The following is a 16,585-nucleotide window of genomic DNA, read 5'->3' as shown; positions in this document are numbered from 1 at the left end:
CCTGATGATAAAAGAGGCTACCTCAAGAGCCAGGTGAACGTCACCCTGAGCTTGCCTACCTGCCGGTAGACAAGCCCAGATGACGGGTTTTAAAGCTTTTGAGATAGCCTCTTTTTTATGAATATGCTACTCTTCTTCCGAACGCTTCATGAGTTCGGCCGCTTCCATTAACCGAATCATTTCTGCTCTATAGCCATTTTCATCGTAGCCTTTACTAAGTCTGGCCAACTCCAAAGCCTCATGATAGGTGTAGCCATTGAGATAATCGGATTCGCGAAGCAGCATTCCGAATGATGCCACTGCGGCAGACCAATTGAAATTATGGCTCATACCTCGAATAGGTTTCACCTCGTTTGGAATAACCGTATCTAAATAAACAGAGCGATCTTCATCGGGTTGTTTATAGCGTAACTTTACTGTCATTAAGTCTGTGGTGTTAATTGCTACTTCCGGCTTGTGATTGGGCTGATACTTCAGATCATCAATAGGTTTAAAACTGCTTTTAACCCCAACCGGAATTACTTCATAAAGAGCTGTAACAGTATGACCAGCACCTAATTCGCCTGCATCCTTTTTATCGTTATTGAAGTCTTCATCGGCCAAAAGTCTGTTTTCATAGCCAATTAGTCGATAGGCCTGCACAGTTCCAGGATTGAATTCAACCTGTAGTTTCACATCCTTAGCAATGGTGAACAATGTTCCACCAAACTCATTGACCAATACCTTCTTGGCTTCTAGAATATTATCGATGTAGGCATGGTTGCCGTTCCCCTTATCGGCCAAAATCTCCATTTTAGAATCCTGATAATTGCCCATTCCAAAACCTAGAACAGTAAGAAATACACCACTCTTTCTCTTCTCTTCGATTAGGTCTTCCATGGCTTTATCGCTTGAAGCCCCGACATTAAAATCTCCATCTGTGGCCAGGATGATTCTATTATTACCGCCTTTAATGAAATTCTCTTGGGCAATCGTATAAGCCAGGTGAATACCGGCTCCACCAGCTGTCGAACCACCGGCCCGAAGGTTTTCCAGTGCTTTTAAAATCTCTCGCTTATTTGCTCCAGAAGTAGAGGGCAGCACCTCTCCAGCGGCTCCGGCATACACCACAATGGAAACCCGGTCTTCTGGTCTCAATTCATGGACCAACAACTTAAGCGACTTTTTGAGCAACGGCAGCTTGTTTTTGCTTTCCATAGAGCCCGATACATCGAGCAAGAACACAATATTAGAAGGCGGTAATTGGTCCATTTCTATCTTTTGCCCCTGAATACCGATATGAACCAAATAGTGATCTCGGTTCCACGGAGCTCTACCCACCTCGTGCTGCACATGAAAAGGATGTTGACCCGTAGGCTGATTGTAGGTATAATCGAAGTAATTGATCATTTCTTCAATTTTTACAGCATCCTTTGGCGGCAATTGTCCTTGAGTGATGAACCGTCTCACGTTACTATATGAAGCCGCATCTACATCGATGGAGAACGTACTGAAAGGATTCTTGAAAGGTGAATTAAATCCGTTTTCTTCTATTTCTGCATAGGACTCAGTATTTGATTTGTAATTTGGCATGTATATAGACTGAATATGATCTTGTTCAAGCACCTTCAGATCTAACTCATCTTCAATCATATCATATTGAACATTGGCTGGCGAAGCCTCAGTCTTAGCTCTTCTATTAAACAAGCGTCTTCTCCCGACACCAGTAACCACAACTTGTTCCAAGGCAGTTGCATCTGGTTGCATTTGAATATTTACAACCTTCCTTTTACCCACCTGAACTTCCTGAGAAACATAACCTAAATAGCAAAAAACCAAGACTGACTTTTCATTAGGAACTTCTAGTTCGTACTTGCCATTTAAGTCTGTAGCAACACCGTTCCTTGTGCCCTTTAATAGCACTGTCACCTGAGGTAATGGTAACCCATCATCAGCTCCTGTTACTTGACCACTAATGGTGATTGAAAATTTTTCTTCTACTGGTTTATGGAATCCAACCAATAAAGTCATCATGATTATTAAGACCTGTTTCATGGTATATCGATTTTAGTTTTATAATCTTTAAAGACAGGATGCCAGAACTCGATCGATTCCATAAACAGACCTGAAAAAACTTTTACAACGCTTGATCCGAGGGAATTCAAATACAGAACAACTAACTGACATTCAATTGATTGAATCTTATCAATCGACTGGAGAAAAATCTGTATTAGGGATTCTCTTCAAGCGATATATGCCACTGGTTTATGGTACTTGCATGAATTACCTGAAGGATAGAGAGGCTGCCAAAGACATGGCCATGCAGGTTTTTGAAAAGTTGATGAGGGAGCTGAAGGAGAAGGAAGTTCAGAATTTTAAAAGCTGGCTATATGTGCTTACGCGCAATGAGTGCCTAATGCTTCTAAGAAAGAAGAGTCCGGAAATTAATGGAGTCGAGCTTATGGAATATCAACTTCCTGTGCATCATACTGATGAAACTGAGGTCGAAGAAGATTTAGGCAAGATGGAAACCTGTATTGAAGGACTAAATGAGGAACAAAATATCTGCATCAGGCTTTTCTACCTGGAGAAGAAAACCTATCAGGAAGTCTGTGAAGCCACAGGTTTTGAGTTGAAGAAAGTGAAGAGCTATCTTCAGAATGGAAGAAGGAATTTGAAAATATGTATAGAAAAGCTGCGTGAGCAAGAAGAACAGACATATTGAACATTTGACGCCTGAGCTAATCAAAGCTTACAGAAATGGTGAACTAACCCGTGAAGAACAACACGAAGTGGAACGGCTTATGGTCGAAAATCCACTTTATAATGAGGCGCTTGAAGGGCTAGATGAATTCACCGATGAAATGCTGGATGCCGATCTCAATGAGTTGGACAATAGATTGGATGAACTCCTGGCTGAAGAAGATAGGCCTGCTGGTTTCTGGACTGTCTGGAAAGGGCTTGCAGCGGCACTCATTTTAGTAGTTATTGTTGGCAGCCTTTTTATTCTGCGAGAAAACAGGCCACTGCCCAAACGCGACCTAAGTGAACTGCAGTCTCCTGAAAAAGAAGACACACTGCTCAAGCCCCAGGCTCGGGAGCCGGTTCTTGAGCAGGATACGAAAGCCGAGACAAACTCCATACAACAAAAGAAGACTATTGACTCCCCAAAAGCGGAGGTCGATGAAAAATTAGAGGGCCAACTGGAACTGAATATCGAGCCTAAACAGGAGAGAACTCAAACAGAAATTGCTCGCATCGATGCTTCCTCTAAACAACTTGCTCTGGAGTCAATGGTATTTAGTGCGGTAGACTCTCAGCTTATTATTCCTATGGACAAAGTAATTGGTCGTTTGGAAACCACTCAGGAAATGGAGCAAATCACCCAACAACTATCGGGTCGGGTGACTGGTGTTGTTATCCAAGATGCCCGGTCCAAACAAGGGTTTATAGCTCCTGCAGAAGATAATCCAGCCAATATAACCACCCTCAAAGGCAGAGTCGTGGATGCCGAAGATCAACTTCCTCTACCCGGTGTACTAGTGGTGATTAAAGGAACAACGAGAGGCACTACAACCAATACCGATGGACTGTTTCAATTGAATAATATTCCCAGACTTTCAGAGTTAGAATTTCGCTTTTTAGGATACCTTACAACCAGCCTTGTGCCCGGAAACAGAGACTCTCTCAATGTGAAACTACAGCCCGATGTGAATGCATTAGGGGAGATTATCGTCACGGGCGTGAGCGAAGGTGATGAAGTGGCCCCGGTTACTATCAGGTTTAAGGCCCCTCAACCAGAAATAGGGTACCCTAAATTCAATCGCTACCTTAAAGAAAACATCCGATACCCTCAAGCTGCCAGGAATCAAAACATAAAGGGAGTGGTAACAGTGGAGTTTACCGTAGAAGCCGATGGAAGTCTGAGTAACTTTAAGACCCTTAAAGGTCTTGGCCACGGTTGCGATGAGGAAGCCATAAGACTCATCAAAGAAGGCCCTCAATGGCAGCCTAAATTAGTTGGGGTTAATGAAGTTCCTGAAAGCTCTAAGGTGACTCTAAGAATTCGGTTTAGACCGAACTAGGTTTTGGTTCAATGTTGGAGTTCTACCAATCCTTTTCTTTCTGTAGCCTCGAACAATCAGGCAGGTAAGTTTAGCCTTCCTGCCAATGGGTTAAGCTCGGGATAAAAAAGCCAGACAGCCCAACCAACATGTTTTCGATTCACTACTTTTGAATGTGTAAATATTACGTGTTTTGAAACTTAAGAAAGTCCATCATATAGCCATCATCTGCAGCAACTACTCAAAGTCGAAGCAATTCTATACCGAGATACTAGGCCTGGAAATTATAAGAGAAGTCTATCGTGAAGAAAGACAATCTTACAAACTCGACCTTGCCCTAAACGGTGAATACATCATTGAATTATTCTCCTTTCCCAACCCTCCGGCAAGACCATCCAGACCGGAGGCTCAAGGACTCAGACACCTGGCATTTGAAGTTGAGAACATTGAAGAAGCTGTTGATAGCTTAAAATTGAAAGCAGTAATTACCGAGCCAATCCGTACCGATCAATACACAGGCAAAAGATTCACTTTCTTTACCGACCCAGATGATTTACCTCTGGAACTTTATGAGGTTTAAACCTTATGTCTACAGCACAGCCGGTGCAAGGGAAAACTTTAACACCGTCAAATTTGTCATATGGCCATTTGCCTGTTTACAAGGCTGGAGCGAATAACTTGCGGATTGCCGCGTTGCAAAATCCACTATGTTTATTTTGCGCCCCGCAGTGAAAGTGAGGCAGATTATCCGGTCGCCAGACCATTCTTAGTAGTCAGACGAACAAACTCATTATCTTTAAACATTAACCTGAGTTCGATGTACGAAAAGAACGTCATGCCGGAAAAACAGGCCTTAAACTCTCAAAAAGGGCTGTTTTATCCGGCATCTCAACAGAGCCTAAATGAGATTGCGGATATTTTCCTTTGCGTATGTGAAGTTTTCATAGAAAAATTCCGCAATGACGTCCTAAGAGGGGATATTTTACTACTTACTTACATCAAACTCAGGTTAAACATTAAACTTTGAACCATTCTATGTCTTTTAAAACCATCTCCGAATCGCAAATCACACTTTCTCAATTAATGCTTCCCTCCCACTCCAATTTCAGTGGTAAAATTCACGGAGGCTACATTCTCAATCTAATGGACCAGGTGGCTTTTGCCTGTGCTTCTAAGCATTCAGAGCATTATTGTGTAACTGCCTCTGTGAACCGGGTAGATTTCCTAAACCCCATTGAAGTAGGTGAACTGGTTACCTTAAAGGCATCGATCAATTACACGGGTCGCACCTCTATGGTAGTGGGTGTTCGGGTTGAATCGGAAAACATCCAAACTGGAGTGACTAAGCATTGCAACTCTTCTTACTTTACCATGGTAGCTAAAGGAGGGGACGGTAAAAACGTTGAAGTTCCAGGACTAATTCTTAATGATCTTGATGGAATCAGGCGCTTTGCCCGAAGCATAACCCGACAAGAACAGTCCAAGAAAAGAGTTCAGAGCTTCACCCCTGAAGAGTTTGTGGCAGACGAATATTTAGAGCTGATTAAAGAGCATAATGCTCGAATTGAGCTATAAAAGTATTACTTCGTCATGCTGAATTTATTTCAGCATCTACCATTAAAAAGACCCTGAAACAAGCCTGCCTGTCGGCAAACTGGTTCAGGGTGACGTTCCGAAATAGTCTCAATACGCTCTACGCAATACCTGCCTACCGGCAGGCAGGCTCAATACCAGTTTTCAAAAACTCTCCCTCAAAGCAAAAGTCTTTTTCATCCTATCAATCAGCTTGGCTGACTCTGGGAAGTTCAAGGTCTGTTGACCGTCTGAATAGGCTTCTTCTGGTTTTTCATGGGTTTCGTAGATTACTCCATCGGCTCCGGCCATAATGCTGGCTAAAGCGATTGGCTCCACAAAATCACGAATACCGATTCCGTGCGATGGATCGGCAATTACAGGCAAATGGGTTTTTTCCTTGAGTACAGCAATCGCATTCAAATCCATTGTATTTCGCGTAGCTTTCTCGTAGGTCCTGATACCTCTTTCGCAAAGTAAAAGGCGCTCATTGCCTGCTGAGAACACATATTCGGCAGAATACAAAAGCTCATCGATGGTTCCTGAAATACCTCGCTTGATCATCACAGGCTTGTCGGTGTTCTTGCCTAATTCATCCAACAAGTTGAAGTTCTGGGTATTCCTTGCTCCAACCTGGTAGATATCGACATAAGGATCCATTTCCTCGATTTGTGAAACCTGCATTACCTCAGTCACAATCTTGATTCCGGCTTCTTTGGCTAGTTCATACCATAGTTTCAGGCCGTCAATGCCCATACCACGGAACGAGTAGGGCGAACTTCTTGGCTTGTAGACTCCTCCACGCATGATGGAAATACCATTTTCCTTGAGGTGAGCAATGGTTTTTCTGATCTGGTCTTCGCCCTCAATGGAGCAAGGTCCGGCCATAATCTGAAAACCACCTTCTTCAATCTTTACTCCTCCACCTAAATCAATGGTCGTATGATTGACCTTCCATTTTTTCGAAACGAGTTTATAATCATCCGAAACAATGTGGATGTCCTTAATTCCATCCATTGAACCAATGGATCGGATATCGAAATTCTTCTTGCCAATACCAATCAGGTACGTTCCCTTTTGGGTTTTCACTTCCGTTGGCTTGTATTTAAGGCCTTTGATGCGGTTAATGATCGCTTCTTTCTGGCTCTCGTTTATGTCTTGTTCGAATTGTATAATCATGATTTTGGTTATTCGTTATTGGCTGATCGTTGATCGTCTACTTTTTACAGAAATTTTTAAAAGAAATGCTTCTTATAGCTGAAATAAACTCTTGTTGAATCCTCTTATCCAAGTCAGTTCCATAAAAACCAAACTTGGTTACACCTCCATCAGAAACACTCAAGCTATCAATGAACACTCCAGTGAAAAGCCCAAGACTATCTAATGGCATAACTAATTTGGCTTTAAAGCAATCAATTTCTGCCGTTTCATAAGAATGCTTTATATCGATCCTTCTTTCGTATAAGGAATCAATATCGACTTCTTCATTAGCCTTCAGACCCTCCAAATACACAAGGTTATATTGAAATTCAACGTCTTCTTCTTCAGGATCAAAAGTATACCAACCTAAGTCATATATTAAAGTATCACCTTCAGAAGTAATCAGCCCTCCTACGTCACTATCAATACCTTGTATTGATACAGTCTTCCAATCGAGAGGCACCTCAATCTCGAACTCACCATAATCAATGATTTGAGAGTCTGAACAAGCACCTAAAACTGGCAATACTAGAAGTGATATTAACCAATAACGATTAACGAATAACTCCATTGACGAATTCATTAATGTTGGCTTCCATATCTCCTTCCTGCCCCAGCACCTTAATAAACGCACTACCGATAATGGCTCCATTGGCATTTTTACAGGCTTTGTCGAAGGTTTCTTTATTGGAAATGCCGAAGCCTATCAATCGCGGGTTTTTCAATCCCATGCTATTTACTCGTTTGAAATAAGCTTCCTGTTCTTCTGAAATGCCTGTTTTGGCCCCAGTTGTACTGGCAGATGAAACCATGTAAATGAATCCGCTGGTGTTGTTATCAATCTCTCTGATCCGGGCTTCTGAAGTCTGTGGAGTGATGAGGAAGGTGTTCAGCAGGCCATTCTTTTCAAAGATAGGTTTGTACACTTCCAGATACTCAAACATGGGCAAGTCAGGTAAAATGAGTCCATCTATTCCACGTGCGGCACAGTCTTCACAAAAGCGCTCGATTCCATATTGCACTATCGGGTTGATATAACCCATCAGCACAATCGGTACACTCACTTTCTGGCGAACGTCTTTCAGTTGCTCCATCAGGAGTTTTAGGGTCATTCCATTGTTCAGCGCTACATCATTACTGGCCTGAATGGTTGGTCCATCGGCTACAGGATCGGAAAACGGAATGCCTATTTCGATCAGGTCAGCACCAGATGCCTCCAGAGCCTTGAGTATGCTCACCGTATCATCCAGCTTAGGGTAACCAGCCGTGAAGTACACATTCAGCACGCGGTTAGGCTTGGTCTGAAAAAGTTTTTCTATTCGATTCATTTCTGCTTTGCTCACTATCTCTTTTTGATTCGTCATGCTGAACTTGTTTCAGCATCTTCTAATTTGCAGACCCTGAAACAAGTTCAGGGTGACGTTCTTTATTTAGTCTATTCTCTAACTCAGTTCATTCATTTGTTTTGTGAATATTTTTTATTTGGCCTCATTCCCCGCCTTCTCCAAATAGAGAAGGAGCCAATGGTGTTCACAAAACCAAATAAATTCACTAGGCTGTCTCAGTACTCTGTACTCAATACTTAGTACTCGTTTAATACTTCCCCCATTTAATATATGTCTCCAGGTCCTTGTCTCCTCTTCCTGACAGGTTGATAACTACCAGATCATCAGGCTTCAATGACATCTGATTCAACGCTGCAAAGGCATGGGCCGATTCAATAGCTGGAATAATTCCCTCCAGTCGGCTGAGTTGAATACCTGCTTTCATGGCTTCTTCATCGGTTACACTGTAGAAAGTTCCTCTACCCGTTTCGAAAAGATGCGCATGCACGGGACCAATTCCCGGATAATCCAGACCGGCAGAGATTGAATAAGGCTCAACAACCTGACCATCTTCTGTCTGCATGAGAAGCGTTTTACTTCCGTGCAAAATGCCCGGCTTACCCAGCGTAGTCGTAGCAGCACTTTTACCAGTGGTATTACCCAAACCCGCTGCTTCAACGGCTACTAAGGCCACCTCTTCTTCGTCATAATAGTTGTAGAAAGCGCCTGCAGCATTGCTACCACCGCCTACACAAGCGACTACGTAGTTTGGTAATTCAGTGCCCTCTTTCTCCTTCAACTGGGTTCTGATTTCTGCACTAATAACCGACTGAAATCTGGCAACCATTTCTGGATAAGGGTGTGGCCCAACTACAGAACCGATGATGTAGTGCGTATCGGTTGGGTTGTTGATCCAATGACGCATGGCTTCATTAGTGGCATCTTTGAGTGTTTTGCTTCCGCTGGTTGCAGGACGAACCTCCGCTCCCAGAATACGCATGCGCTCCACATTTGGCTTTTGACGCGCCATATCTACCTCACCCATATATACGATGCACTCAACTCCCATCAGGGCACAAACCGTGGCTGTGGCCACGCCATGTTGTCCTGCTCCTGTTTCGGCAATGATCTTCTTCTTGCCCAATCGCTGAGCGAGTAGAATTTGCCCGATGGTATTGTTCACTTTATGAGCACCGGTATGGCAAAGGTCCTCTCGTTTGAGATATATTTTGGCACCATAATGCTCAGAAAGCCTTTCCGCCAGATAAAGCGGAGTTGGCCTGCCCACATAGTCTTTCAATAACTGATCGAACTGTTTCTTAAAGTCCGGATCTGAAGTGATGGCTTCGTAGTTATCTCTTAACTCTTCCACATTCGGGTATAGCATTTCGGGGATGTATGCCCCTCCGAAATTGCCGTAATACCCTCGCTCGTCTACTTTTATTTTCATAATCTATTTTATTACGTCACTGCGAGGGAGGTACGACCGTGGCAATTTCCTTATCCATTTGAGGACACTGCTTCGTGCCTCGCAGTGACGTTCTATTTTAAAATCTCCTTGAGCATTTTCACTTGCTCTATATCCTTCAAACCTGGCTTTAGCTCAAACTTGGAGTTCACATCTATCGCATAAGGTTGAACTTTCAAGCCGGCTATATCTTTCACATTTTCCAGATCGATTCCTCCACTTAACAAGTAAGGCACATCATAGGGATAGTTATTTAAAACCTCCCAATTGAATACCACACCATTACCTCCTCGTTCTTTCCCTTTCGTATCGAAAAGGAAGAAGTCTACCAATCCCTTATATGGTTTCAGTTGGTCGAAATCAAACTCCTCACCCACTGAAAGCACTTTAATTACCTTGATACCAATGGCGAAAAGCTCTCCCACATACTCAACCGACTCGTCACCATGCAACTGAACATAATCGAGTTTGTACTGCCTAACTTTTTCCTTTACCTGTTGAATTGGTGCATTGACGAAAACACCCACTTTTTTTGTGGTTTCAGGAAACCCTAGCAACAGTTCTTTATCCAGATCAGGTGCAAATCGCTTGGAACGCTCGAAGAAAATAAAACCCATGAAATCAGGCTCCAACTCCAACAGCTGTTGGATGTTGTGAGGTTCTCTCATGCCGCACACTTTGAGTTTCATTTTGGTTAATCGTTATTAGTTATTGGTTAATCGTTTAATACTAGGCATCATTTTGTGCTAGACTTAAGCTTTCGGAGGTAATTGATGTAACCGTTTAGAACCTTTAGACACCTCTCTAGTTCTGTTTTAAAGTCAAAGAATTGATCCTCAGAAATATATTTCTCATCTAAAGCCACAGTTAAATGATCAAGGGTTTCAGTCAATGACCCTCTTGACATTCTACAGAACTGTATGTTCTCTTGATGATGAAATCTACCATACCCTTCTGCAATATTAGCCGTCACAGAGCGTGAAGACCGTTTTATCTGGCTGGTTAAACCGTACTTTTCTTCCACTGGAAAAGACTTTGCTAACATTGATATTCTATTTCTAAACTCTCTAGCCACCTTCCAGCAATCTAAATCCATAAAGCTTCTTACATCCATTTTGTGTGTATTTACTATTTCCCCTATTCAACGATTAACGTATTAACCATTAACCAATTTACGATTTAGAGAATCGATGAATTCCGCTGCGGCTCTTTCCGGCCTTCCCGCTTTCATAAATGTTTCCCCAATCAAGAAGCCTTGGAAACCGTGAGTTCTTAAGTCCATGATAGTAGCAGGATCGCTAATGCCACTTTCTGAGATTTTCACGAAATCATTCGGGATCATTGGGGCCAATTGCTTACTAATATCAATGGATACTTCGAAGGTTTTCAGGTTCCTGTTATTCACACCCACTACATCCAGATGTTCATTCAGGTTGTTTTCCAATTCTTCCTGATTGTGAACTTCCATCAGCACTTCTAAACCAAAACTCTTGGCGAATGCCGCCAACTCCTTCAATCTTCTAGGTTCTAAAGCCGATGCGATAAGCAAAATGGCATCGGCACCGATAGATTTTGCCTCCACAATCTGATACTCATCAATGATAAAGTCTTTCCTAAGTACCGGACAAAAGTTGAATTTTCTGGCTGTGCTCAGGTCTTCGCTGCTTCCTCCAAAGAACTCAGAGTCGGTCAACACCGATAATGCCGAAGCACCAGCCTGCATATAGCCGATGGTTGTTCTTTCTACAGGAGCATGAGCGTTAATCACCCCTTTAGAGGGCGACTGACGCTTGAACTCGGCAATAATGCCCGACTTGTCTTCTCGCAACAAATACTTCTTCAGTGATATTGGTTTGCCCTCAAAGTAGATGCTTTGTTCCAACAGTTTCTCTGTGTAAAGCGACCTTCTCTCCTCTACTTCCTTGTGCTTATGCGCGATGATTTTTTGTAGTATATCCATATTTGGTTATCGGGTGACCAGAAAACAGAAATCAGTTTTCAAGCTCCCGTTTTCTATTTTCTGATTAACTGATTTCTAAAATTTTCTTGAATGTTTTCAATGCTTTTCCGCTTTCGAGCGATTCACGAGCCATGCCTAGTGCATCATCAGTAGTAACTCCTTTTCCACACTGAATAGCCATAGCTGCGTTGGCAATGACCACTTCATTCTGTGGTTTTGTACCCTCTCCTTTTAATATGTTTTCAAATATTTTAGCCGACTCTTCAACGGTTTCCCCACCAAAAATAGCCTCGGGTTGTATGGTTTGAAGCCCCATTTCTTCAGGATTTACGATTTCTTCCTTGTCGTTGGTGATCTTCTTGAATGCTCCGGTCAGTGAGATTTCATCATAACCATCCATTGCATGAAGAATCACAAAGTGTTTGTCGGTTTTCTGATATAAGTAACCGTAAAGTCTGGCCAGCTCTAGGCTGAACACCCCTACCAACTGCTTTTTAGGGAAGGATGGATTTACCATCGGCCCCAACATATTGAAGAAGGTTTTCACCCCTAAATCTCTTCTGATGGGTGCTACATTCTTCATAGCTGGGTGAAACAAAGGCGCGTGTAAGAAACACAACCCGCATTCATCCAGACTCTTTCTCAACTTGCCAAGGTCGTTAGTGAACTCATAACCAAAGTACGCCATTAGATTAGACGAACCCGAAACCGATGAAACTCCATTGTTACCATGCTTAGCCACATTTTGCCCTGCTCCCGCTACAATAAAGGAAGACAAGGTGGAAATATTGAAGGTATTCTTTCCGTCTCCACCTGTTCCGCAAAGGTCTATGGCATCATATTCAGGAATTTCTATTGGAACACATAAATCGAGCATTGCATCGCGGAAACCCTCAAGTTCCTCTACAGTAATGCTTCGCATGAGGTAAACCGTGAGGAATGCCGCTACCTGACTTTGGTTGTATTTACCCTGCGCCAGATTGATGAGTATCTCCTTAGCGGTTTGCTTATCCAGCGACTTGTATTCTATGAGTTGATTTAGTATTTCTTTCATTGTTATTAGTTGAACAGTGATCGGTTATCAGTAGATCAGTTAATCAGTAATTAGAGTTTAGTCAGTTTGGATTTCAACAGGTAGTTGATGTAACCATTGAGAATTCGAATGCACTCCTCTATCCTGATGTCAAACAATTTCTCCTCACTCTCATCAATATACCCCTCATCGACAGCAACCGTAAGATGATCTTGAAGCTCCGTTAAGGAACCTCTGGAAATTCTACAGAATTGAATGTTCTCCTGATAATGAAACCGTCCATAACCTTCTGCAATGTTTGCTGTGACTGACCTAGCTGCCCTAATCATTTGATCGGTTAGTTTATATTTTTCATCCGTTGGAAACCTCTTCACCAATTGAGCAATTTCCTTTCTTAATTCTCTAGTTTGCTTCCAAACCTCCAACTCTTTAAATGTTCTCATGTGCCTACTGTTTACTGATAACTGCTTACTCCATCCAGTTGCGCAGCAACTGATGCCCATACTCCGTCATAATAGACTCCGGATGAAACTGCACGCCTTTCACATCATATTCTTTATGACTGATGGCCATGATTTCCCCGAATTCATCTTCGGCAGTCACCTTAATTTCCTGGCCTAAATTGGCTTTGTCTACATTCCAGCTATGGTAATGGCAAATGGTGTAGCTCTCCGGAATCTCCTTGAACAGTCTGTCTTGTTTATCTAGCACCCGCACTTGGCTGGACACCCCATGCAATACTTGTGGCATATTGTAAAGCTTAGCACCATAAGACTCAGCAATTGCCTGATGCCCCAAACAAACGCCTAGTATGCTTTTCTTACTACCATATTGTTTGATCAATGGCAGAAGAATGCCTGCTTCCTCCGGAATACCCGGGCCAGGCGACAAGAGTATTTTATCGTATTCATCGACTGCTTCCAGAGCAATCTGATCGTTGCGAAAAACATCCATCTCCGCTCCATACCCAAGCTCTCTCAGGTAATGCACCAGGTTATAGGTGAATGAATCGTAGTTATCTAGTATGAGTATTTTCATTGTCTTTATAAGTGATCAGTGGATCAGTATATCAGTTATCAGGGGCTTAAGGTTTTGCCTGTCTCCAAGCTTCCAATTCTTTAAATGTGCGCATGTCTACTTTTTACTTATTTCTGATATACTGATAACTAGCGAATTTCTTTCGCCAGCTCAATGGCCTTTCTCAAGGCAGCCAGTTTATTATTTACTTCTTGTAATTCTGATTCTCTATTCGATTTGGCTACTACTCCGGCACCAGCCTGATAAAACAAAGTGTTGTTCTTGGTCAGGAATGAACGGATCATAATGGCGTGATTGAAATCTCCGTTAAAGCCCATAAAACCGATGGCCCCACCATAATAGCCTCGCCTCGTTTTTTCATTGGTATTGATGAGCTGCATGGCCCGAACTTTTGGCGCTCCACTCAAGGTTCCGGCAGGGAAAGTACCCGCCACCATCTGGGTCGATTGCATATCGTCTGACAAAGTTCCCGTTACTTTGGAAACCAGATGAATTACGTGCGAGTAGTATTGAATCTCTTTGTAAGTATCTACCTGAACATTTGAACCAGCTCTGCTCAGGTCATTTCTGGCCAAGTCGACTAGCATCACGTGCTCAGAATTTTCTTTCGGATCGGCATGAAGCTTCTTGGCCAGTTCAGCATCTGCCTCATCATTTCCAGTACGTTTAAAAGTCCCTGCAATTGGGTGGATTGTTGCCTTACGGTCTTTAATCACCAACTGAGCTTCTGGCGATGAACCAAAGATTTTGAAGCTTCCAAAGTCGAAATAGAATAAGTATGGTGAAGGATTCACTGACCTCAACGCACGATACACGTTGAACTCATCTCCCTTAAACCGACTCTGAAATCTTCTGGAAAGCACAATTTGAAACACATCGCCACGGAAACAATGCTTCATGCCTTCGTCTATAATCGAGAGGAATTCTTCATCAGTATAATTAGAAACTTCTTCTGACTGTGGAGCAAACTCATAAGACGGATAGTTCTTATTGTTCACCAAAGTCTCGATAGACTGAATACCTTTTGGCTCCGTGCCTTCCGGTGAATGTTCGAAAAGGTAAAGCTCATTTTTAAAATGGTCTATGGCAATGACATAGCGATAGACATGATAGAGCAAGTCGGGAATTTCGTATTCATCGGTCTTTCCTTCGGTCACCGGAATCTGTTCGAAATACTGAACCGCATCGTATCCGATATAACCAAAGAGTCCGTTGTTAATAAACTTAAATTCGCTGGAGTCTGGCTCGAATGAAGCGGCAAATTCCGAGAGCTTAGCTGCCACCTGATTGCCTTCAACCTTACCGTGCTCTGAATGACCGGGCAAGCTCATTTCGAACTTAGAGTCCTTTACCATTAACCTGGCAATAGGTTCACAGCAAATGTAAGAGAAACTGTTATCATCTCCATGATAGTCAGAGCTTTCCAGCAGAATGGCATTCTGGTATTTATCGCGTAGCTTCAGGTAAATGCTTACTGGCGTTACCGTATCGGCCAGTAGCTTTTTGTAGGTAGTATTGAGTTTAATTTTGTTCATTCTCTTATGTCATTTAACCCTCAGCCCTTCCCGAGCATCGGGAGAGTGCGGCCATTTAATCTCATCTCCAAAAGTCCCCTTTAGGCGATTTAGGGGCTTCTCATCAGAGTCCTCTTCGGGAAACTCTGATGGGGTATTCTGTTTCAACCTCAAAGTCTCAGGCAAGGGACTCTGAGGCCTGTAAACGAAAAAAGCCCGCATGAACTGCGGGCTTTCTTTATTTTTTAGAAATAGCACTTAGTTCACGTTACCGGAGTTCCGTTACGTGCCACCACCAAGCGTTATTTCTGTTTGTTCTTTTCATTATGGTGCCAAAACTAGAAAAGGAATTTTTGAATGCAAATAGAATTTTAAGAATTTGATACGAATGGAGTATTCACCTGACAAAAAACACACAGATGCTCTCAAAGAACTTTTCAAAACCAGTTCACCATAGAATTCTCAAAAAATCTTCAGTCTGTACTCACGGCTTGCCTGTGAAGCCATATCTTTAGACAAACAACCTATACCATGATTAGAACATCGCTCAGCTTATTACTATTGGTTCTTATTCCTCTGGCCTCTTTTGGTCAACAAAGTGCACTCAACGAACAGAAAGAATTGCTGGCCAGACTTACGGGCCACAAACCCATTAGGGCCAATGTACAGCTCAAAGACAGGTATACACAAGAATCGCGAAAAATTACGGCCGAGTACTTGAAAGGTCTGATTGGCGAATTCTGTGATGAATCGGAAATTGATAACTACAGCCCTACAGGAAACAATGTGGTTGGTACTATTTTCGCCACATCCCAAACCGATCGGTGGATTGTTATAGGTGCTCATTACGATAGTGTAAAGGACTGACCGGGTGCTAATGACAATGCTACCGGAGTAGCATTAGCCTATTCCGTAGCCAAACATGTGGCTTCATTGGAAACTAGAAACTACAACCTTAAGATCGTTTTCTTCGATGAAGAAGAGCGAGGACTTATAGGCAGCAAGGCGTATGCAAAAAAGTTACTCGAAGAAAAACTGAATGTAATTTCTGTCCATACCATCGACCAACTGGGCTGGGACGAAGATGGAGACAGAGGTATTGAGCTTGAGGTTCCGGCTGAACACATTTTGGATCAGTATACAAAGGTGGCTGGAGAATTTAACTATACCTTTCCTATTCAAATTTCGGATGTCACCTCCACAGACCACAGGTCATTCAGACAGCTAGGTTTTGCGGCAACCGGTATTACAGAAGAGTACAAAAATGGAGACACCACCCCGCACTATCATCGCTCTACCGACACCTATGAAACGGTCAATTTCGAATACCTCTCCTTCATTACCGAATATGTAAAGAAGGTTTTTGAGGATATAATGAGATAAAAAAGAGGCTGTCTCAAAAGCTAACCGTCATTCCCGACTCCGTACCCGA

Annotated in this window: 17 protein-coding genes and 1 pseudogene; 6 read left to right on the top strand and 12 right to left on the bottom strand. The window is 42.7% G+C overall.

Translation table 11 applies throughout. The features are described 5' to 3' along the window. Window positions 1-126 precede the first annotated feature (126 nt). Window positions 127-2,034 carry a YfbK domain-containing protein gene (locus tag IE164_RS13570; RefSeq protein WP_189630761.1) on the bottom strand — a complete coding sequence of 636 codons (1,908 nt, stop codon included), beginning with the start codon at window positions 2,032-2,034 and terminating at the stop codon, window positions 127-129. Between the two features lie 136 nt (window positions 2,035-2,170). On the opposite strand from IE164_RS13570, the gene IE164_RS13565 reads away from it, so the two are divergent. From IE164_RS13565 to IE164_RS13550, 4 genes are all read left to right on the top strand, one after another. Next, on the top strand, window positions 2,171-2,704 hold the full coding sequence (locus tag IE164_RS13565) for an RNA polymerase sigma factor (RefSeq protein WP_229838687.1): 534 nt from the start codon (window positions 2,171-2,173) through the stop codon (window positions 2,702-2,704). After that, complete coding sequence (locus IE164_RS13560; RefSeq protein ID WP_189630760.1) at window positions 2,679-4,064, top strand: TonB family protein; 1,386 nt, start codon at window positions 2,679-2,681, stop codon at window positions 4,062-4,064. Before IE164_RS13565 ends, IE164_RS13560 begins: the two co-directional genes overlap by 26 nt. Before the next feature lie 172 nt (window positions 4,065-4,236). Next, a complete protein-coding gene (gene gloA2, locus IE164_RS13555; RefSeq protein ID WP_189630759.1) occupies window positions 4,237-4,623 on the top strand; it encodes an SMU1112c/YaeR family gloxylase I-like metalloprotein in 387 nt (128 codons plus the stop codon). Window positions 4,624-5,078: 455 nt separating this feature from the next. Further along, window positions 5,079-5,618: an acyl-CoA thioesterase gene (locus IE164_RS13550; RefSeq protein WP_189630758.1), complete on the top strand. Its 540-nt coding sequence runs from the start codon at window positions 5,079-5,081 to the stop codon at window positions 5,616-5,618. A gap of 162 nt (window positions 5,619-5,780) precedes the next feature. Here the strand turns inward: IE164_RS13550 and aroF are convergent, their stop codons facing one another. The 11 genes from aroF to IE164_RS13495 form a co-directional block, all read right to left on the bottom strand. After that, a complete protein-coding gene (gene aroF / locus IE164_RS13545) occupies window positions 5,781-6,794 on the bottom strand; it encodes a 3-deoxy-7-phosphoheptulonate synthase (protein WP_189630757.1) in 1,014 nt (337 codons plus the stop codon). 37 nt (window positions 6,795-6,831) lie between these two features. Beyond that, on the bottom strand, window positions 6,832-7,386 hold the full coding sequence (locus IE164_RS13540) for a hypothetical protein (protein ID WP_189630756.1): 555 nt from the start codon (window positions 7,384-7,386) through the stop codon (window positions 6,832-6,834). Continuing rightward, window positions 7,370-8,143: a tryptophan synthase subunit alpha gene (gene trpA, locus IE164_RS13535; protein ID WP_189630829.1), complete on the bottom strand. Its 774-nt coding sequence runs from the start codon at window positions 8,141-8,143 to the stop codon at window positions 7,370-7,372. The genes IE164_RS13540 and trpA overlap by 17 nt, the downstream gene beginning before the upstream one ends. Before the next feature lie 265 nt (window positions 8,144-8,408). After that, a complete protein-coding gene (gene trpB, locus IE164_RS13530; protein ID WP_189630755.1) occupies window positions 8,409-9,590 on the bottom strand; it encodes a tryptophan synthase subunit beta in 1,182 nt (393 codons plus the stop codon). Window positions 9,591-9,682: 92 nt separating this feature from the next. Then, entirely contained in the window at window positions 9,683-10,276 is a 594-nt protein-coding gene (locus tag IE164_RS13525; protein WP_229838685.1) for a phosphoribosylanthranilate isomerase, read from the bottom strand. A gap of 68 nt (window positions 10,277-10,344) precedes the next feature. After that, window positions 10,345-10,722: a four helix bundle protein gene (locus IE164_RS13520; protein WP_189630753.1), complete on the bottom strand. Its 378-nt coding sequence runs from the start codon at window positions 10,720-10,722 to the stop codon at window positions 10,345-10,347. 42 nt (window positions 10,723-10,764) lie between these two features. Further along, window positions 10,765-11,568, bottom strand: coding sequence for an indole-3-glycerol phosphate synthase TrpC (trpC, locus tag IE164_RS13515; RefSeq protein ID WP_189630752.1), 804 nt, complete (start codon window positions 11,566-11,568; stop codon window positions 10,765-10,767). Between the two features lie 64 nt (window positions 11,569-11,632). After that, window positions 11,633-12,622 carry an anthranilate phosphoribosyltransferase gene (gene trpD / locus IE164_RS13510; protein WP_189630751.1) on the bottom strand — a complete coding sequence of 330 codons (990 nt, stop codon included), beginning with the start codon at window positions 12,620-12,622 and terminating at the stop codon, window positions 11,633-11,635. Window positions 12,623-12,672: 50 nt separating this feature from the next. After that, on the bottom strand, window positions 12,673-13,044 hold the full coding sequence (locus tag IE164_RS13505) for a four helix bundle protein (protein ID WP_189630750.1): 372 nt from the start codon (window positions 13,042-13,044) through the stop codon (window positions 12,673-12,675). Between the two features lie 25 nt (window positions 13,045-13,069). Further along, the gene (locus tag IE164_RS13500) at window positions 13,070-13,639 is read right to left on the bottom strand and encodes an anthranilate synthase component II (RefSeq protein ID WP_189630749.1); all 570 of its coding nucleotides are present in this window, start codon (window positions 13,637-13,639) and stop codon (window positions 13,070-13,072) included. Between the two features lie 128 nt (window positions 13,640-13,767). Further along, on the bottom strand, window positions 13,768-15,174 hold the full coding sequence (locus IE164_RS13495) for an anthranilate synthase component I family protein (protein WP_189630748.1): 1,407 nt from the start codon (window positions 15,172-15,174) through the stop codon (window positions 13,768-13,770). A gap of 510 nt (window positions 15,175-15,684) precedes the next feature. On the opposite strand from IE164_RS13495, the gene IE164_RS13490 reads away from it, so the two are divergent. Together IE164_RS13490 and IE164_RS13485 are read left to right on the top strand one after the other, a co-directional pair. After that, entirely contained in the window at window positions 15,685-16,020 is a 336-nt protein-coding gene (locus IE164_RS13490) for a zinc-binding metallopeptidase family protein (RefSeq protein ID WP_189630747.1), read from the top strand. Between the two features lie 12 nt (window positions 16,021-16,032). Further along, window positions 16,033-16,536 (top strand): annotated as a pseudogene (locus IE164_RS13485) (M28 family metallopeptidase); the annotation flags it as partial. Window positions 16,537-16,585: the final 49 nt, after the last annotated feature.

Source organism: Roseivirga thermotolerans (genome assembly GCF_014653175.1).
Classification (GTDB): domain Bacteria; phylum Bacteroidota; class Bacteroidia; order Cytophagales; family Cyclobacteriaceae; genus Roseivirga; species Roseivirga thermotolerans.
Note: the sequence above shows the minus strand (reverse complement) of the source record. Positions and strands in the feature narration are given on the sequence as shown.